General features: G+C 62.7%; 16 protein-coding genes and 2 tRNA genes. 11 read left to right on the top strand and 7 right to left on the bottom strand.

From position 1 onward, the window contains the following. The first annotated feature begins 14 nt into the window (after positions 1-14). Positions 15-521 carry a biliverdin-producing heme oxygenase gene (locus ACSBM8_RS08850; protein WP_442681255.1) on the top strand — a complete coding sequence of 169 codons (507 nt, stop codon included), beginning with the start codon at positions 15-17 and terminating at the stop codon, positions 519-521. Here ACSBM8_RS08850 and ACSBM8_RS08845 read toward each other — a convergent pair. Beyond that, on the bottom strand, positions 518-2,689 hold the full coding sequence (locus ACSBM8_RS08845) for a histidine kinase dimerization/phosphoacceptor domain -containing protein (protein ID WP_442681254.1): 2,172 nt from the start codon (positions 2,687-2,689) through the stop codon (positions 518-520). The two genes, ACSBM8_RS08850 and ACSBM8_RS08845, sit on opposite strands and share 4 nt — an antisense overlap. A gap of 86 nt (positions 2,690-2,775) precedes the next feature. Beyond that, positions 2,776-3,582 carry a 3'(2'),5'-bisphosphate nucleotidase CysQ gene (cysQ, locus tag ACSBM8_RS08840; protein ID WP_442681253.1) on the bottom strand — a complete coding sequence of 269 codons (807 nt, stop codon included), beginning with the start codon at positions 3,580-3,582 and terminating at the stop codon, positions 2,776-2,778. A 112-nt stretch (positions 3,583-3,694) separates the two neighbouring features. Between cysQ and cysD the strand changes: the two genes are divergently transcribed. The 3 genes from cysD to ACSBM8_RS08825 are packed head-to-tail and all read left to right on the top strand — an operon-like array spanning position 3,695 to position 7,980. Then, positions 3,695-4,597, top strand: a complete 903-nt coding sequence (gene cysD / locus ACSBM8_RS08835) for a sulfate adenylyltransferase subunit CysD (RefSeq protein WP_442681252.1) — start codon at positions 3,695-3,697, stop codon at positions 4,595-4,597. Continuing rightward, positions 4,597-6,504, top strand: a complete 1,908-nt coding sequence (gene cysN, locus ACSBM8_RS08830; protein ID WP_442681251.1) for a sulfate adenylyltransferase subunit CysN — start codon at positions 4,597-4,599, stop codon at positions 6,502-6,504. Before cysD ends, cysN begins: the two co-directional genes overlap by 1 nt. A gap of 39 nt (positions 6,505-6,543) precedes the next feature. Beyond that, the gene (locus ACSBM8_RS08825; RefSeq protein WP_442681250.1) at positions 6,544-7,980 is read left to right on the top strand and encodes a methyltransferase domain-containing protein; all 1,437 of its coding nucleotides are present in this window, start codon (positions 6,544-6,546) and stop codon (positions 7,978-7,980) included. Here the strand turns inward: ACSBM8_RS08825 and ACSBM8_RS08820 are convergent. After that, positions 7,969-8,556 carry an NADPH-dependent FMN reductase gene (locus ACSBM8_RS08820; RefSeq protein WP_442681249.1) on the bottom strand — a complete coding sequence of 196 codons (588 nt, stop codon included), beginning with the start codon at positions 8,554-8,556 and terminating at the stop codon, positions 7,969-7,971. The two genes, ACSBM8_RS08825 and ACSBM8_RS08820, sit on opposite strands and share 12 nt — an antisense overlap. A gap of 155 nt (positions 8,557-8,711) precedes the next feature. On the opposite strand from ACSBM8_RS08820, the gene ACSBM8_RS08815 reads away from it, so the two are divergent. The 3 genes from ACSBM8_RS08815 to ACSBM8_RS08805 all read left to right on the top strand — a co-directional run bounded on the left by ACSBM8_RS08815 (position 8,712) and on the right by ACSBM8_RS08805 (position 12,068). Then, complete coding sequence (locus tag ACSBM8_RS08815) at positions 8,712-10,028, top strand: gluconate:H+ symporter (protein WP_442681248.1); 1,317 nt, start codon at positions 8,712-8,714, stop codon at positions 10,026-10,028. Between the two features lie 121 nt (positions 10,029-10,149). Next, the gene (locus tag ACSBM8_RS08810; RefSeq protein ID WP_442681247.1) at positions 10,150-11,052 is read left to right on the top strand and encodes an ATP-grasp domain-containing protein; all 903 of its coding nucleotides are present in this window, start codon (positions 10,150-10,152) and stop codon (positions 11,050-11,052) included. Continuing rightward, the gene (locus ACSBM8_RS08805) at positions 11,052-12,068 is read left to right on the top strand and encodes an LLM class flavin-dependent oxidoreductase (protein WP_442681246.1); all 1,017 of its coding nucleotides are present in this window, start codon (positions 11,052-11,054) and stop codon (positions 12,066-12,068) included. The genes ACSBM8_RS08810 and ACSBM8_RS08805 overlap by 1 nt, the downstream gene beginning before the upstream one ends. 123 nt (positions 12,069-12,191) lie before the next feature. Here the strand turns inward: ACSBM8_RS08805 and ACSBM8_RS08800 are convergent. After that, a tRNA-Val gene (locus ACSBM8_RS08800) sits at positions 12,192-12,266 on the bottom strand. Positions 12,267-12,410: 144 nt separating this feature from the next. Between ACSBM8_RS08800 and ACSBM8_RS08795 the strand changes: the two genes are divergently transcribed. Next, the gene (locus tag ACSBM8_RS08795; RefSeq protein ID WP_442681245.1) at positions 12,411-13,268 is read left to right on the top strand and encodes an N-formylglutamate amidohydrolase; all 858 of its coding nucleotides are present in this window, start codon (positions 12,411-12,413) and stop codon (positions 13,266-13,268) included. A gap of 213 nt (positions 13,269-13,481) precedes the next feature. Here ACSBM8_RS08795 and ACSBM8_RS08790 read toward each other — a convergent pair whose 3' ends face one another. Next, positions 13,482-14,264: a SapC family protein gene (locus ACSBM8_RS08790; protein ID WP_442681244.1), complete on the bottom strand. Its 783-nt coding sequence runs from the start codon at positions 14,262-14,264 to the stop codon at positions 13,482-13,484. A gap of 120 nt (positions 14,265-14,384) precedes the next feature. Beyond that, entirely contained in the window at positions 14,385-15,818 is a 1,434-nt protein-coding gene (locus ACSBM8_RS08785) for an FAD-binding oxidoreductase (RefSeq protein ID WP_442681537.1), read from the bottom strand. 94 nt (positions 15,819-15,912) lie between these two features. Here ACSBM8_RS08785 and ACSBM8_RS08780 point away from each other — a divergent pair, with 94 nt between their 5' ends. Together ACSBM8_RS08780 and ACSBM8_RS08775 are read left to right on the top strand one after the other, a co-directional pair. Continuing rightward, positions 15,913-16,350, top strand: a complete 438-nt coding sequence (locus ACSBM8_RS08780; protein ID WP_442681243.1) for a hypothetical protein — start codon at positions 15,913-15,915, stop codon at positions 16,348-16,350. A gap of 160 nt (positions 16,351-16,510) precedes the next feature. Beyond that, a complete protein-coding gene (locus tag ACSBM8_RS08775; protein WP_442681242.1) occupies positions 16,511-17,977 on the top strand; it encodes a DEAD/DEAH box helicase in 1,467 nt (488 codons plus the stop codon). A 14-nt stretch (positions 17,978-17,991) separates the two neighbouring features. Here the strand turns inward: ACSBM8_RS08775 and ACSBM8_RS08770 are convergent. Further along, positions 17,992-18,068, bottom strand: a tRNA-Ile gene (locus ACSBM8_RS08770). 135 nt (positions 18,069-18,203) lie between these two features. Between ACSBM8_RS08770 and ACSBM8_RS08765 the strand changes: the two genes are divergently transcribed. Continuing rightward, on the top strand, positions 18,204-18,683 hold the full coding sequence (locus tag ACSBM8_RS08765) for an Lrp/AsnC family transcriptional regulator (RefSeq protein WP_442681241.1): 480 nt from the start codon (positions 18,204-18,206) through the stop codon (positions 18,681-18,683).

Raw genomic sequence — 18,683 nt, 5'->3', positions numbered from 1 at the left:
CAATGTCTGCCCGCGTGACCCTGAGAACTGCCACCGCACAAAAGCATGAGTTGGTGGATGCCGCATTCAGCAATTTCGATCTGACCGATTCAGGGTCATACGGCCGGTTCCTGACGGCGCATGCGCGCGCGCTTCCGGCAGTCGAACGCGCGCTGTCGGCACGTTCGGGCCTGCCCCCGTTCGAGCCCCGCACGCCCCTGCTGCAGCAGGATCTGGAGGCGCTTGGGTTGGCGATGCCCGAGCCTTATGAAATGCGCGCTCCCGATAATGAGGCCGGTGCATTCGGCGCCCTATATGTCATTGAGGGGTCGCGCCTGGGTGGCAGCCTCCTTGCCGGCGAGGTGCCACCCGATCTGCCGCGTGCCTATCTCTCGGCCGTCCATCCGACCGGCGCATGGCGCGCCTTCGGCGAAGCGCTCGACCATGCATCGCGCCGTGGTAGCGCGGATTGGATAGATCAGGCGATCGCTGCCGCCGACGCCACGTTCGACCTTTATGCCGATGCGGCGCGCGAGCCCTAGGTCTTGTCGATCGGTGCGGTGACGATCACGCGCAGACCCGGATGATTATCGGCCTGCTCCAACGTACCGCCCAGGCTTTGCACCATGGCTTCCATCATCCGCGTGCCGAAGCCGACCCGCGTCCGCACCTTGCCGCTGCCATTGTCGGCCACGATCAGGCGGAACTTGTCGCCATGCTCCTCGATCGAAATCGCCATCGGCCCCGGCTTGCCGCCATAAGCATATTTGTTGGCGTTGATGACGAGCTCGGTCAGGATCAGGCCGACATGGACGGCGCGATCCGCAGAAATCAGCACGGGTGCGAGATCCAGGCGGATCTGCGCGCCCCATTCTGCGCCGGACGCCGAAATCATGTCTCCGATCAACTCTTCGAGATAGCGTGACAGGTCGACCGTCTCGAGCTGATCCGCCTGATAGAGGCGGCGATGGACCAGCGCGACCGCCGACAAACGCCGCTGCGCCTCTCCGAGATGGTCGATCAGCGTCGCATCCTGGGTCGAATTGGCTTGCAAGGCCAGGAAGGCCTGCACCAGTTGCAGGCTGTTCTGGACGCGGTGATTGACCTCGCGCAGAAGATGATCCTTCTCCGCAAGCAACGCCTCTTTTTCCGCAATCGTAAGGCCCAGCTGCCGATTGAGTTCGCGCAACCGCTGGCTCTGACGCACGGCGGTCAATGTCCGGCGCAGGCGGGATGCGGCCTCGATCTCGCCGACCGTCCAGCGCCGCGAGCGGCCACGCACTTCCTCGCGCCATCCCGCGAAAGAGTGACGCGGGGACAAGATGCCGGTTTCGGTGTCCGCATTCTTGTGCGGATTTCCGGCCCATTCCACCGTTTCCAGATGCTCCACGCGGAACCACAATAGCAGCGCGTCGGATTCCCCCGTCAGGTTTATCGCCAGAACGCCGCTCGCCAGCCGCGTATAGCTTTCCGCCGGAGGAAATTCCTCGCTCAGTGTCATGCTGACGAACGGTTCGATCAGACTTTTGGTGCGTATCCAGGCGGCGAGCGCAAGGATCTGTTCCGACGCGGGCGCGACGCCGGACGTACTGACCTGCTGGCCGCGTACGACGGCAAAGCCATCCGCATTGAACAACCGGCTGAACTCGTCCCCATAAGCAACGAACCAGTCGACCCCGGGCCGTTCCGTGCTGAGGCGGCCAACCAGTTTCTCCTCGCCGGACCGCAGCCGGAGGCGTTCGCGATAGATTTGTGCCTCTTCCTTGGCACGGATCTGACGTGCAAGCCCGCCCGCCAGGGCCTGACAGGCGATGCGCGTTTCGTAACTGATGCGACGGGGCTGATGGTTATGACAAGCGATCAGCCCCCAGAGCACCCCATCCTTGACGATCGATATCGACGCCGATGCCTCGACGCCCATATTCTTGAGATATTGAATATGGATCGGCGATACCGACCGTAGCGAGGAATCGCTGAGATCTATCGCGCCCAGCTGCGCCTCGGAGGGACGTATTGGTGCCGGTTCGTAATGGACGTCGGGGATCACGCGCACACGGTTTCGAATATACAAAGCGCGCGCCTGCTGCGGAATGTCGCTGGCGGGAAAATGGTGGTTCAGGAAGGACGCGAGCTTGGGATCCCGCTCCTCCGCCAGCACCGTACCGGCGCCATCGTCCAAGAAGCGATAGACCATCACCCGGTCGAAGCCGGTCAATTCGCGATATGCGAGTGCCGCGCGCTCGCACAATGAGATCAGATCGGACGAACGCTCAAAGTTCGTGCTGAACGCATCCAGCCGCGACAGGGTCGCCACGGCAGAGGCTGGCAGATCGGGCCGCGGTTCCAGTTCGACAATAATGTGATCGCCGGAAACGTGCAGCGCCGCGTCGAATGATTCCGATCGGCCCCTGACAGTCCCGACGGACGCAATTGACCTGCGGATCGTCCGGGCTTGCAGCAATGCCGCCTCGATCGGCTGATCCAGCAAATCGACCAACGTCTGGCCGAGCCAGTCCGGGTGGAACCGTTCCTCGATCTGCCCGGCGCCGGCGATAACGCGCAGACTCTCCAGCTCGGCGATCAGCATGATCCCATGCGGCTGGATCGCGCCGGAAAGATGGATCGGTTCGCGATCGCATGCGGTGAGATCCAGCGACGGCGTTTGCGGATCCACGACAGCCAGCGCGGCTGCGTCAACCTGACTGCTCAAATTGGCAAGCCTCCGCGGCTGCATGATCCGTTGCGCAACATACCCAAAATTATGGCCGACATGAATGTTTTGTCCATTGATCGAGATCAGCGTGCTGCTGCATCCGCCATGAAGGGTTGAATAGGCGGCGCCTGCAGGCCGCCCGCCGCTACGAACCCTGGGTTAAAGAAGCCCGGCTTGCCGTATGGCATCGCACAGCCGTCTGGCGCTGACAGCATGCCCCCCGCTGCACGCAATACCGCGTCGCCTGCGGCAATATCCCATTCCATCGTCGGCGCCAAGCGCGGGTACAGATCCGCCTGCCCGCACGCCACCATGCAAATTTTGAGGGAGGAGCCGCGCGAGACCCGCGACGCGACCTGGAATTGGCCGAGATAGGATTCGGTCGCGGCGGAGTTGTGCGAGCGAGAGGCGACCGCAGCGAGACCCTCGATCGGAATATCACGCACCCGCATCCTATGGCGCTGGCCGATCGCGCCGTTCTCTCCGACCAATGCCGTCCAGGCCAGACCGCGCGTTGCATCGCCGACGAAAATGCGGCGCTCCACCGGCGCGAACACGACGCCCAAGCCCGGAGCATGATCCTCGATCAACGCAATGTTGACGGTGAAGTCGCCGTTGCGACTGACGAATTCCTTCGTTCCGTCGAGCGGATCGACCAGATAAAAATGCCCATCGGTATCGGGAATACGTCCTGCGGCAGCTTCTTCCTCCGCCACGACGGGGACGTCGGGTGAAAGCGCGGCGAGAGCCCGCAAGATGATCGCCTCGCCCGCGGCATCGGCTTCCGTGACGGGCGAACTATCCTGCTTCACCGCCACGGCAAAATCGCTTTCGTAGATCGTCATGATCGCGGCGCCCGCCGCGATGGAAGCCTCGGCAAGACCCTCCAACAATAGATCCCGATCTGTTTTCATTCGCCCGGCGGTACGGCATCGCGGCTTGCTAGGGCAAAGATTTTATGTTGCGACATCGATAGGTGTGTCGTGCTTGAAGCCGCACGCCATGACTGCATCGCTCACTCACCTTCAGCGGCTTGAGGCCGAAAGTATCCATATTCTGCGGGAAGTCGTCGCCGAGGCTGAAAAGCCGGTGATGCTCTATTCGGTGGGCAAGGATTCGGCCGTCATGCTGCATCTGGCGCGAAAGGCCTTTTACCCCGCCTCGCCGCCCTTCCCGCTTCTTCATGTCGATACGACGTGGAAGTTCAAGGCGATGTACGCGCTGCGTGACAAGGCTGCGCGGGATGCGGGTATGGACCTGCTTGTCTATCAGAACCCGGAAGCCAAGGCGCGCGGGATAAACCCGTTCGATCATGGCAGCCTGCATACCGATATGTGGAAGACCGAGGGACTGAAGCAGGCGCTTGACCAATATGGCTTCGATGCCGCCTTTGGGGGCGCTCGCCGGGACGAAGAGAAAAGCCGGGCCAAAGAGCGCATATTTTCCTTCCGCTCCGCCAATCATCGATGGGATCCGAAGAACCAGCGGCCGGAGCTGTGGCATCTCTATAATGCGCGCAAGGCCAAGGGTGAAAGCATCCGCATTTTCCCGATCTCCAACTGGACCGAGCTTGACATCTGGCAGTATATTCATCTCGAACAGATTGAAATCGTGCCACTTTACTTCGCGGCGCCGCGCCCGACGGTTGAGCGTGACGGGTTGATCCTGATGGTGGATGACGATCGCTTCCCGCTTGCCCCTGGCGAGACGCCGATTGAGCGATCGATCCGCTTTCGGACACTCGGCGATTATCCTCTAACCGGAGCGGTCGAAAGCTCCGCGGCTACCCTGCCGGAGGTCATCCAAGAAATGCTGCTCACCACCACGTCCGAACGGCAGGGCCGCGCGATCGATCATGATCAGGCGGCAAGCATGGAGAAGAAGAAGCAGGAGGGCTATTTCTGATGAGCGAGCCTTCATCCTATCAAGCCGACGCGCTGATCGCGGAGGATATCGAAACCTATCTCGATCGGCACCAGCATAAAAGCCTGTTGCGCTTCATCACCTGTGGCTCGGTCGATGACGGGAAATCCACGCTTATCGGGCGCTTGCTGTACGATTCGAAGATGATCTTCGAGGATCAGCTGGCGGCGCTGGAGGCGGATTCCCGACGTGTCGGCACCCAAGGGCAGAATATCGACTTCGCTTTGCTGGTCGACGGTCTTGCCGCCGAACGCGAGCAAGGCATTACCATCGATGTCGCCTATCGCTTCTTCGCGACCGATCGACGGAAATTCATCGTCGCCGATACCCCCGGTCACGAACAATATACGCGTAACATGGTCACGGGCGCCTCTACCGCGGACCTGGCGGTCATCCTGATCGATGCGCGCAAAGGCGTGCTGACCCAGACCCGCCGTCACAGCTATCTTTGTCACCTGATCGGCATCCGCAACATCGTGCTGGCCGTGAACAAGATGGACCTGATCGACTATGATCAGGCGAAATATGAGGCGATCGTTGCGAACTACCGCGCCTTTGCCGATTCCATCGGTATCTCCGTCTTCCAGCCAATGCCGATCTCCGGCTTTGCCGGCGACAATGTCACGACGCGTTCGGACAATCTGTCCTGGTATGATGGCCCAACCCTGCTGGAGCAGCTGGAAACCGTTCCGCTCGATAATGACGCCGATCGGGCGAAGCCGTTCCGTCTGCCCGTTCAATGGGTGAACCGGCCCAATCTGGATTTTCGCGGATTTGCCGGACTGGTTGCGGGCGGCACGGTGAGGCCGGGCGATACCGTACGTATCCTCCCGAGTGGGAAGACCTCCAGCGTCACGCGAATCGTGACGTTCGATGGCGATCTTGCCGAAGCGGTCGCCGGACAATCGGTTACGCTGACGCTGGCCGACGAGGTCGACTGCTCTCGCGGAGACGTCATCGCCGCGGCCGGCGACCCGCCCGAGGCTGCCGATCAGTTCGAGGCATCGATCGTCTGGATGGCGGACGAAGCGATGCTGCCGGGCCGATCCTACTGGCTGAAGCTTGGCACGCAAACGGTCACGGCCAACGTCCAGCCACCTAAATATCAGATCAATATCAATACTCTGGAGCATCTTGCTGCCAAGACGCTGGAGCTGAATGCGATTGGGGTCGCCAATCTTTCGACCGATCGTCCGATCGTGTTCGAGGCCTATGAGAAGAGCCACGACCTTGGCGGCTTCATCCTGATCGACAAGTTTACCAATGCCACCGTCGCGGCCGGGATGATCCACTTCTCGTTACGGCGCGCCCAGAATATCCATTGGCAGGCGACGGACGTGACGCGCGAGCGGCGGGCCGCGCTGATGCGCCAGAAGCCAGCCGTGCTCTGGTTCACCGGTCTCTCCGGGGCCGGCAAATCCACCATTGCCAACCTGGTCGAGAAGAAGCTGGCGCGGATGAACCGCCACACGTTCCTGCTCGATGGCGACAATGTGCGCCACGGGCTCAATCGGGATCTGGGGTTCACCGACGCCGATCGGGTCGAGAATATCCGTCGGGTGGGCGAAGTCGCACGGTTGATGACCGACGCCGGGCTGATCGTCATCACCGCCTTCATCTCGCCCTTCCGCGCGGAGCGCGAAATGGTGCGGCAGATGCTGCCTGCAGGCGAATTCGTCGAGATCTTCATCGACACGCCGTTGGTCGAGGCAGAACGGCGCGACGTCAAAGGCCTCTATGCCAAGGCCCGTGCCGGTGCCCTCAAGAACTTCACCGGGATCGATAGCCCCTATGAAGCGCCGGATGATGCGGAACTGCGCATCGACACGATTTCCCTCTCGCCCGAGCAGGCGGCGGATCAGATCGTGGAATATCTCCTCGATCGCTGACGCTTGGCGCGAGCATCGGTGCCCCTCTAAAGACACGGCATGACCGCTGAGCCCACGTCTTACGATCACGTCGCCTACCCATCGATGCTCTTTCGCAAGACCCATCCGGATCGGATGGCGGCGCTTGCCAAGCTCCATGGACTGGATCCACCGGCGGTGGAGTCCGCGCGCGTGCTTCAGATCGGCGGCGGCGACGGGCTTGATGCGATCGCGCTGGCCGCCGCCTTCCCGCATGCCGAATTCGTCAATTTCGACATTGCCGAGCGGCCGATCGCGCGGGGCCGCGGCTGGTCAGAGGCGGCCGGCATAACCAATGTCCGTCACCTGGTGATGGATATATTGGAGGCGGCTGATCGCCTGGACGGACCGTTCGATTATATCAGTGCGCACGGCATCTATGCTTGGGTTCCGGATGTGGTGCGCACCGCCGTCATGCCCCTGATCCGACGGATGCTCTCGCCAAAGGGGGTCGCCTTCGTCAGCTACAATACGTTCCCGGGGGGCCATAGCCGTATCGCCCTGCGCCAGATGATCCGCCACCACGTTGCCGACATCATGGAGCCCGCCAAACAGCTCGCAGCGGTTCGCGCCCTGCTTCGCCCCTTTGCGACGCCGCGGGCGGGAGACGAGCCGATCACCGCTGCCATGCGCCGCGAAGCCGAGGCAGCACTCGCGTCATCGGACGGGCTGCTGTTCCACGACGTCATGAACGCCTTTTACGTCCCGCAATCGCTGACCGCCGCCGTTGAGGACGCGCGCAGCCATGGCCTTAACTATCTGGGCGAAGCGTCAGGCGGCGGCCTCGACAAGGGTTTCCTCGATCCGGATCGGGCGCACATAAGCGAAGACGATTTGCTGAAACGCCTGCAGGCCATGGATTACGCGAAGGGCCGCTACTTCCGGGCCAGCCTGTTCGTCCATGCCGAGGCACCTTTTTCCCGGGTGGCTGCGGACGACGCATTGACCGCCATGTGGGCAACGACCGATGCCAGGGAAACCAGCGATGGCTTGTTTCAGACGGGCCAACGAAGCGTCCGGGTCAGCGATCCTCGCCGTGCCGCCCTGTTACGCGCGCTGATCGACCGGCGGCCGGATTGGGTAGCCGTCAACAGCCTCGCCGCAGACGCCGGATTGCTGGCCAGCCTGCGCCATTATGCGCTGGAGGATGTCGTCAAGCTCGCGACGACAGCGCCGCGCTTTGCGATCGGCATACCCCGCATGCCGCAAGCCAGTCCGCTCGCGCGTATGCAGATTGCCCAGAGATCGCCGACTGTAGCGACGCTGGCCCATCAGCTGATCGGACTGCAGGATGCGGACCTACGGCATCTGATCCCCCTGCTGGACGGCACACGCGACCGTGCGGCGCTGGAAGAGGCATGGGTTGGCTGGGAAAGGGAGATGCCGCTCGATACGGCGCTGAAGCGGGTTGCTGCCGGCGCGCTGCTGATCCGGTCTCCCGCCGCTTCAGATAGCTGAGCCGGCCTTCCGCCAACGCGCAAAATCGACCACCTGTCGTGCCACCAGACCAATCTGATCGCCAATCTTGGCGTCCAGCGCGGTGCCATCCTGTTCGAAGACTTTGCCTTCGGGCACGAAAGCCGCACCATAAGGTGTTGGCCAGGCACGCAAAGCATGGGCGATCGAGCGTAGGGTGACGAGCGTAGTACCGCACGCCAGCCAGCCGAACGCGCTGACGATCGCACCGAATGCGCAGCCGTCGAGATAGGGGCGGTTGTCCCGAGCAAGATCCTCCAGCAGATCCAGAGCATTCTTCACCGGCCCGGTAATGCTGCCATGATAGCCAGCCGATGCGACAATGACGCCATCGCACTCGCGCACCGCGCTGATGAAGGCCATTTCGTCATCGGTGCGCTCCGTCCGGCCTGGCACGTAGAGCGGCAGACCCGAAATCAAAGCGCCATCGATCAGCCGCGTCCGCGCGCCCAGGCGCTCCGCTGCCAGCAGGGCGCAGCGCACCGCCAGCTCGCTGGTGGAGTGGGCACGCGACGTACCGCCGATCCCGACGATCAAGGGCGAAAATTCTTGGGTCAACAGGCGCCTCCTCATGCCCGCCTAGCGGGGTGGCACAGGCGGCGCAACGCTCCCGGCCGAAGATGGCATGCGCGGCTGTGACCGCATCGCTATCGCGACCAAAGTCGTAACCGGTTCACCTCGACGCTGCACCCTAGGGCCGATAGACCGCCCGGATGACATTGCTGCCGATTATCGCTGCCGTCGCCCTGCTCGTGCTGCTGATCGCGGTGTTGAAGGCGCCGCCCTTCGTTGCGTTCGTGGTTTCCGCACTGGCCGCTGCCCTGATGCTGGGTATGCCGCTTGCCAAGATCCCGGCGAGCATGGAGCATGGCATTGGCGATCTTCTCGGGTCGCTTGCCGGCGTGATCATCCTTGGCGCGATGTTCGGGAAGCTCATCGCCGATAGCGGCGCGGCGGAGCGTATCGCGGAAAGCCTCACCCGGCTGTTCGGCCAGCAACGGCTGCCGATCGCGATGACCTTTACGGGGTTCATCGTTGGCATTCCGCTTTATTACAATGTCGGCTTCGTTCTGATGGTGCCGCTGATCTTTTCGATCACCTACCGTGCAAAATTACCCGCAGTATATGTCGGCATGCCACTGCTGGCCGGCCTGTCGATCGCGCACGGTTTTCTGCCACCTCACCCCTCCCCGACGGCGCTGGTGACGCAATTCGGCGCCGATATCGGCACGACCTTGCTCTATGGTCTGATCGTCGGAATTCCGACCCTCCTGATCGCCGGCCCGCTGTTTTCGACCACGCTCAAGGGGATCGTCGGCACCCCCTCTACCCTGTTCAAGCCTTCGGAAACGAGCAGCGATGCCCTGCCCGGGGCTTTCAATAGCTTCGTGTGCGCGCTGCTGCCGGTGATCCTGATCGGCGCGGCGACTGCGCTCAATTATGCGCCGGGCCTTCCGCCCGGGCAAAAGGCGGTGATCGGTCTGGTCGGCAATCCGACGATCGTCCTGCTGCTGTCGGTCGTGATCGCCACGATCGCGCTGGGTACGGCTCGCGGTCGTCCGCTTGGTGATATCATGGAGGGCTTCGGGACCGCGGTTCGCGATATTGCCACGATCCTGATGATCATCGGTGGTGCGGGCGCACTGAAACAGGTGCTGATCGACAGCGGCGCCGACGTTCAGCTGGCGGCGCTGTTCCAGGATATTCCCCTGCCGCCCTTGATGCTGGGCTGGCTGATCGCCTTCGCCATCCGCATCGCGCTCGGCTCCGCCACTGTCGCTGGCCTTACTGCCGCCAGCCTGGTGCACCCGCTGGTCGTGAGCAGCCATGTGAACCCCAATTTGATGGTGCTGGCGGTGGGAGCGGGCAGCCTGATGTGCAGCCACGTGAATGATTCGGGCTTCTGGATGTTCAAGGAATATTTCGGCCTGAGCCTGCGCGATACGTTCCGATCCTGGTCGCTGATGGAAACGATCGTTGGGCTATGCGGGCTCGTGTTCGTGTTGCTGCTGAGCCTGTTCGTCGGATAGGGGATCGACGGCCTTATCCGTCCCACGACAAGCCTTTCTTCCCGCCCCCGAAGCAGTGCTCGACTGGAAACCGCGGCCGTCCCGTGACACGACAGGCGTTTCGGTGGCGGGTGGTAACAGTATGGCCCAGTTAGCAATTCTCTACGAGCATCCCGCGTGGTTCACCCCGCTATTCGGCGCGCTGGATCGTCGCGGTATCCGATATGAGCGCTTGTATCCGGACGGGCATTTCGATCCGGCGGATCGCACCGCACCTGCACCCATAGTCTTCAACCGCGTTGCGATGTCGAGCTTCTTGCGCAGCGGGGAGCATCCGATCTTCCATGCTCTCGCACTGCTGGATCATTGGCGCCGGTCCGGCGCGCATGTGATCAACGGTCCGGACGTGCTGTCCATCGACTCCTCCAAGGCACGGCAACTCTCCCTCCTCGCCTCGCTGGGTCTGGCGATACCGGCAACGCGGGTCGTGCACCGCGCCACCGACGTGGAAGCCGCCGCTGCGGCGATCGGCTTTCCGCTCGTAGTCAAAGCGAATATCGGCGGATCGGGTGCCGGCATCGTTCGCTTCGACACGATGGACCAGCTGCGGCATACGATCGCGGCCGGTGAATTGCCCAGCAGCGTCGACGGCGTATTGCTGGTGCAGGATTATGTGCCCGCGCGCGATGGCGTCATCACCCGGATCGAAACCCTTAATCGCACCTTCCTCTATGCGATCGATGTCGCGGGTGGCGGCGCGTTCGACCTCTGCCCGGCGGATGCCTGTGCGGTCGGCTCCTCGATCCGCATGACGGCCGTTCGCCCGCCTGCGGCCTTGATCGACGCCGCCGAGCGTATCGCCTTCGCGGCGAACCTCGACGTGGGCGGGATCGAAGTAATGATCGACGATCGTGATGGCACGCCACGCTTCTACGATATCAATGCCTTATCGAACTTTGTGGCGAATCCCTTGGATGTTCTAGGCTGGGATCCGCACGAGCGGCTGGTCGACTATCTGGTCAAGCGGATCGAGGAAGCGGGTTGATGCGATACGGATATTGGACGCCCGTTTTCGGCGGCTGGCTGCGCAACGTTGCCGAGGAAGGCATGGAGGCGAGCTGGGACTATACCCGCCGTTTGACGCAGAATGCGGAACGCTGGGGCTACGATCTCACCTTGATTGCCGAGCTCAACCTCAATGATATCAAAGGGGTCGATCAGCCCGCGCTGGACGCCTGGTCGACCGCCGCTGCGCTGGCCGCAGTGACGGAGCGGATCGAACTGATGGTCGCGGTCCGCCCCAATTTCCATCAGCCGGCGCTCTTCGCCAAGGCGGCCGCCAATATCGACCGAATTTCGGGAGGTCGGCTGGCGCTCAATGTCGTATCCTCCTGGTGGGCGGACGAAGCCCGCCAATATGGCCTGCAGTTTGACGAACATGATGATCGCTACGCCCGCACATCCGAATGGCTGAACGTCGTGGATGGCCTGTGGACACAGGAGCGTTTCAGCTTCTCGGGGCAATATTACCGCACGGAAGCGGCGATTTGCGCGCCGAAGCCCGCCCGCCGCCCGACAATCTATGCCGGCGGCGAGAGCGAAAAGGCCAAGACGATGATTGCGGCCCAATGCGACGCTTATGTCATGCATGGCGATCCCGTGTCAGCGATCGCACCGAAGATCGCCGACATGGCGCAGCGGCGACAGGCGGCTGGCGGTAGCCCGATGCGTTACGGCATGGCGGCCTATGCGATCGTCCGCGATAGCGAGGCAGAAGCAAAGCGCGAATTGGAGCGGATCACGACCGTCAGCGAATTGCCCGCCGGCTACGCCAATTTCGATCAATGGTTATCGGGAACACAATTGGAGCGCGAGCTCAAGATCCAGGAATATTCAGTCTCCAACAGGGGCTTGCGCCCTAATCTTGTTGGTACACCCGAACAGCTGAAGGCGCGAATCGAGGAATATGAGGCGGCCGGGCTCGACCTGCTCCTCCTCCAGATGAGCCCACAAGCGGAGGAGATGGAGCGCTTTGCCCAGCAAGTGATGGGCAGCGTCTGAACAAGGGGCCGGGCAAATTTGGCCGGGTGCGCATCGACCAGTCGATTGCTCGGCGCAATCCAGGGGGACGCTGGCCGCATCCATGAAAAACCCCGCCAACCCATTGGATTGGCGGGGTAATTCTGGTGGGCGTGGCAAGGATTGAACTTGCGACCCCTGCGATGTCAACACAGTGCTCTACCACTGAGCTACACGCCCACTGGGCGCAAATGAATCGCGCCCGGAAAGGGGTTCGCGGCTGTTAGCCGAGGGGTTTGCATCGCGCAACCCGCGATCCGCATCAATTATGGGTGCCGATCATTTCGTGTGCAGGACGCGGCTTTTCCTTTTATCAGGAACGGCATGCCCGCGGCCGCCCTCACCCGCCTGCCTCTGTTCGAACGGCTCGGGCCCGCAGAGCCCGTCAGCCCGTTAGTGTGCGCCGTGCCCCATGCGGGACGCTATTATCCGCCAACCCTGGTCGCGGCGAGCGCGGTGCCGCTGCAGCTTTTGGAGCAATTGGAGGATCGCCACGCCGATCTGCTGATCCAATTGGCGGTCGAGCGCGGAGCGATTGCGATCGTCGCCAGGATCGCCCGTGCCTGCATCGATCTGAACCGGGGGGAAGAAGACCTGAACCCGGCGCAGCGCGATCCGCCCGGCAGTGGCGGCGCCGCGAGTGCGCGTGCGCGATCCGGCCTGGGCCTGCTGCCGGACCGGCTCGGCAAGCGGAACCTGTGGCAGGCTTTGCCCTCCTCGGAGGCAGCCGCTGCCCGTCTGGAACTCATTCATGGTCCATATCACGCGGCGATCGCCGCTGCGCTCGACGCGGCCTGTGCCCGTTTCGGCCATGCCGTCCTGATCGATTGTCACTCGATGCCGCCTTTGCCGGGCACGCGCGCGGCCCGTATCGTGATCGGGGACAAGCACGGCCGTTCGGCAGGAAAAGGCGTGGCAGCCGAGATGGCACGGGTGGCGCGCGGCTATGGCTATCCCACGGCCTTGAACGCGCCTTATGCAGGTGCGTATGGCCTGGTCCGCCACGGGCGGCCAGACGACAACGTCCATGCCGTCCAGATTGAGATCGATCGTACACTGTATCTGGAACGCGACATGCGCACGCCCTCCGCGGGGCTGCCGGCGATGCAGAAGCTGCTATCGTCGCTCGCCGACGCAGCCGTGGCCGCTACGCAGCCCCCGTCGGCGATCGCAGCCGAGTAATCGAAGGCCCTGACAAAAAAGCCACCCCGTGCTTTCGCACGGAGTGGCCAAGGTTCAGGGAGGAAGCGCGCCGAAGCGCGCTAATGCCCGGCCGCGAAAGGGGAACACGGCGAGGCATCAACATTAGAATAGGTGAGCGGCAAAAGGGTTTCAAGACTTTACGATTTTTTCGTCTGAAAACCGTCGCATCCGGCCGCGATCACCCCGAATCGATCAGACGTTCTGCAGCACCGGCTGCTGCGTCGGCACCTTGCCCAGCTCCATCTGACGGCCGAAAATGTCGCTGACGAGCCCAAGCGAGAACAGATGAGCATAGAGCAGCGTCAGCATGCCGTTCTGGCTCATCTTGCGCAGCTGGTCCCCGCGCAGATCCCGCAGCTTTTCTTCGTTCACCATGCCGAAGCCACGGTACAGGTAGGGATTGGGGCTGGACTGATGCTGGATGTTCAGTTCGCCATCCTCCAGCAAACCGGTCTCGACCAGGTCCTTCATGAAGGCGGTCGTCCGCTGCGCCGCAATCTCGAACTGCTCGCAAAAGCCCAGCATATCCTTCACCGCCTGCGTGGGCTCACCATTTTCAAACAATGGCACGCCGTCCTCATAATCGCCCAGCACACCACGGCTCGGGTCGAAACACAGCGACATTTCGTCGCTATCGTCGCGCAGACGGGCCAGCATGAAGGGGTACCGACGAATGAAGGCCGGGAGATAGGTGTTGTCGCGATAGCTGCCGTCTTCGTTGACGAAGACGTTCACACCCTCATTGAGCGCCATCAGGGCCAAGGGCACCGGATCGGAGCCGACCGAGAAGACGATCGGGAAGAAACGCTGGGCGATCGGAAATTCGTCGACGGTCAGCGGGATGGCATGAACCTGCCCGATGAATTCGAGCGACTGCATCGGACGCAGCTTCCACGTCGCATGCTCCTGGCTCGAAAGGGGTACCAGGTCCTGGTACAGCATCGGAAGACCCGAATTGCCGGGAACGCTCGCCATCGCTTATCTCTCCTGAGAATGGAGCGGAGGTGATCGTGCCCGCCCCCGCGGAAAGGCCGCCCTCTATTGTCTCGTGCGCGCGGGCGCAACCTTGCGGGACAGCATCTTACGCGCCGATGTTCAGCCGGCCGGGATCAGTTTTCCAGGGTTCATGATGCCCTGCGGATCGATGGCCTGCTTGATCGCCCGCAAGGCGCCAAGCCGCACGGGATCGATCGTTCGTGCAAATTCCGCCAACTTCAGCTGCCCGATGCCATGTTCGGCCGACATCGATCCGCCGCGGGCCGCCACCAGATCGTGCACGAAGCTGCTCACCTTCGGCCCCTCCTCCGCCAGCCAGCGTTTTCCGTCGGCGTCGACGGGTGGCTGGACGTTGAAGTGAATATTGCCGTCGCCGAGATGGCCGAAACCCAGCACCCGCGATCCCGTGAACCGCTGTTCCACAGCGACGCGTGCGTCCAAAAGGAAGGTCGGCATTGCCGAAACCGGCACCGAAATGTCGTGCTTGGCGGCCGGCCCGTCGACCCGCTCCGCTTCGGCAATGCTTTCCCGCAGCTTCCAGAAGGCTTCGGCCTGCGCCTCGTTGCTGGCGATGGCGGCATCTTCGATCAGGCCATCGGCCGCGGCGTCCGCGAGCAAGGCGGTCAGCCGCTCGGACGGCTCCGCCGCACCAGCGGGCGCCGTCGCCTCGATCAGGATGTTCCAGCCATGCTGGCCTTGGAGGGGCGCCCGGGTCCCGGGAATGTGACGCAGCACCATCGCCAGTGCGTTGGCCGGCATCGCTTCGAAACTTTCGATCGCGTCGCCGGTCGCGCTCTCCAGCCGGCGCAGCAGCCGCAGCGCGGCATGGGGATCGGCCAATCCCACCCATGCCACGGCGCGCGATCCGACCGCCGATACCAACCGCAGGCTCGCCGCCGTCACGATACCCAACGTGCCTTCCGCCCCGATCAACAATTGCCGCAGGTCATAGCCGCGATTGTCTTTCCGCAGCGCCGACAGCCCATCGAATCGCCCGCCATCAGGCAGAACGGCTTCGATGCCCACCACCAACGCACGCATTGTCCCGAAACGCAGGACCTGCGTGCCGCCGGCATTGGTGGAGATAAGGCCGCCGATCGTGGCGCTGCCTTTCGCGCCAAGACTTAAGGGAAAGCGGCGGTCGACGGTTTCTGCCGCAGCATGAAGGTCGCTCAACACCACGCCTGCCTCGGCAACCGCGACATTGTCGTCCGGGGATAGGCCGCGGATCTTGTTCATCCGCCGCATCGAGAGCAGCAACGCGCCACCCTGCGCCGACGGCGTCGCGCCGGCCACCATCGAGGTGTTCCCTCCCTGCGGAACCAGCGCCACCCGCCCCTGCGCCGCAAGGCGGACAATCTGTTGGACCTCGTCCACCGTGGCGGGCGACACGAGCGCGGCAGCCTGACCATGCACACGGTCGCGCCAGTCGCTCAGCCAGGGCTGCATTGCCGCCGGATCTGTTGTGAAGCCTTTGGGGCCGAGAATTTCGGCGAGCGCGGTCAAGATTGTTGCGTCGGGAACACAGGTCATGACGGGACTATAGCGCACGGGCTTGGCGCACGGCCAGTTCATCCGCCATTAAAGCCAAAAGCGGAACGAGCGACAGCATTATGGTTCGAGAATCGTGACATTCTTTTTGCTCGCGGGGGCGCTTGTGACGCTCACCCCACAAGCGTCTGTTGCTTCGGTTCGGACCACGGATTCGGTCGAGCTGGCACAGTTGAGCTTTCGCTCGCGCGTGGTCGTGCGCGTGCAGACGTCAAGCTTGTCGGTAGTGCCGGCTGCCGCGCTGCGCGAGAAGAAGGGCCCGCGCTGCGTGCAGATCGAGGACATATTGGCGGCGGGCGTACTGGCGCGAACCTCGGTCGATCTGGTGTTGCGCGGGGGATATCGCATGCGGGCGCGCTTTGCGGCGTCGTGCCCGGGGCTGGATTATTATAGCGGTTTCTATCTGGTGCCGTCCGCCGACGGCAAGATTTGCGCGGACCGCGACGCGATCCGCGATCGCGCTGGCGGCGAATGCGCAATCGACAAATTTCGGAAGCTGATCGCCGCACGCTGAGGCAACATCTTGCGTTTTTCTGTTCTTTCGCGATCATATCACCGAAGACGCGGCTGATTTGCTCGCGTTTAGCTTGACACCAACGCCTCTTTCGTTCCTTAGCGACCGTGCCCTTAGCGGCGCCACTTGCGTGCGCCTGCAGGCCTTAGCCCGGACGCCCATGACTTTCGCCGACCTCGGCCTATCCGAAGAATTACTGCGCGCCATCAGTGAGGCGGGCTATACAGAGCCTACGCCCATCCAGGCGGGGGCGATCCCCCCTGTGCTGATGAATCGCGACCTGATCGGCATCGCCCAGACCGGGACCGGCAAGACCGCGTCCTTCGTGCTGCCGATGATCGACATTCTCGCCCACGGGCGCAGCAGGGCGCGCATGCCGCGCTCGCTGATCCTGGAACCGACCCGCGAGCTTGCTGCGCAGGTTGCCGAGAATTTCGAGAAATACGGTAAATATCATAAGCTTTCGATGGCATTGCTCATCGGCGGCGTGAACATGGGCGAGCAGGTCGCGGCACTCGAAAAGGGCGTCGATGTTCTCATCGCCACCCCGGGCCGGCTGATGGATCTGTTCGGGCGTGGCAAGATATTGCTGACCGGCTGCTCGCTGCTTGTCATCGACGAAGCCGATCGCATGCTCGATATGGGCTTCATCCCCGACATCGAGGAGATCTGCACCAAATTGCCCGCCAATCGGCAGACGCTGCTGTTCTCGGCAACGATGCCGGCGCCGATCAAGAAGCTGGCGGATCGGTTCCTGTCCAATCCCAAGCAGGTTGAAGTTTCGCGCCCGGCCACCGCCAATCTTTCGATCGAGCAGTCGCTGGTCGAGACCTCGTCGCGCAACAAGCGCGACACGCTGCGCCGCTTGCTGAACGCCGACGATCTGAAGACGGCGATCATTTTCTCCAATCGCAAGACGACAGTCCGCGATCTTGCCGAGTCGCTGCAGCGCAACGGCTTCAAGGCGAGCCAGATCCACGGCGATATGGAACAGGCCGAGCGTATTCGCGAGCTCGATCGTTTCAAGAATGGCGAGATCAATGTCCTTGTGGCGTCGGATGTTGCCGCGCGCGGCCTCGACATCAAGGGCGTCAGCCACGTGTTCAACTTCGACGTGCCATGGCATCCGGACGATTATATCCACCGCATCGGTCGCACCGGCCGAGCTGGCGCCACCGGCAAGGCGATAACGCTCGTCACGCCCGAGGATGCCGAGGCGGTCGACAATATCGAGAAGCTGACGGGCATGAAGATTCCGCGCGTCGGGCAGACCGCCGCGGCGGCAGCGCCTTCCAGCGAAACAGAGGCTGAAGAGCCCGTACGTGGCGCTGGCGGCCGCACATCGCGTGGCGGCAAGAAGGCGTCCCCTGCCAAGGGCGACGCTGGTAAGCCCGCACGCGCAAGGCAGCGCGATGCGGAGGCTGCAGTCGAGGATCGTACGGAGAAGCCCCAGGCGACGTCCGATCGTACCAAGGCGCCCAAGCGCGTGGCACGGGAAGAGCCTGTGCGCGAGCGTGAGCCACAGGCTGTGCAGCCACGGAACGCGCCAGAGCCGGCCGATGACGGCTGGAACGGCCCTGTACCGAACTTCCTTGCTTACGGCTTCGGCACGTCGTCCGACGAATAAGGCTCGGAGGCGGGTGGTGGGCCCGGCAGGACTTGAACCCGCAACCAAGCCGTTATGAGCGGCCGGCTCTAACCAATTGAGCTACAGGCCCACGCCGGGTTCCGTTAGCGGACGCTGATCGGTGCTGGCAAGGGGGCGGCGTGCCCTAAACAGGTTGGCCGGATGTTGCGCGCAGTCGAAATTATATTATGCAGGAGCCCCATAAAAGAGACGGGATGATGCCGAAATGGCAGCTGTGACGACCATCGACGAACTTGATCGGGCAATTCTTGGTATCCTTCAGGAAGAAGGACGCATCACCAATGTCGAACTGGCCAGCCGAGTCGGCCTGACCGCCCCGCCCTGCCTGCGCCGGATGCGCGCCCTGGAAGAAGCCGGGGTCATTCGGGGCTATCATGCGGAGCTGGATGCGGCCCAGCTGGGCTATGGCATCATGGTGTTCGTTCTGGTGAGCCTGCGCAGCCAGGCTGAAGACGCGCTGAAATCGTTCGAATCGCATGTCGCGGAATTACCGGAGGTGCGTGAGTGCCACATGCTCAATGGCGAAATTGATTTCATCCTGAAGATCGTGGCGCACGACCTTCAATCCTTTCAGAGCTTTTTGACATCGAAGCTCACGCCCGCGCCGAATGTCGCGAGCGTAAAAACCTCGCTGACCATCCGTACGTCCAAAGTATCGTGCGGCATTCCGGTCGACGTCGGCTGA

Source organism: Sphingomonas sp. ASY06-1R, from assembly GCF_052180265.1.
Lineage (GTDB): Bacteria > Pseudomonadota > Alphaproteobacteria > Sphingomonadales > Sphingomonadaceae > Sphingomonas_I.
This window is presented reverse-complemented; position numbering and strand designations above follow the sequence as displayed.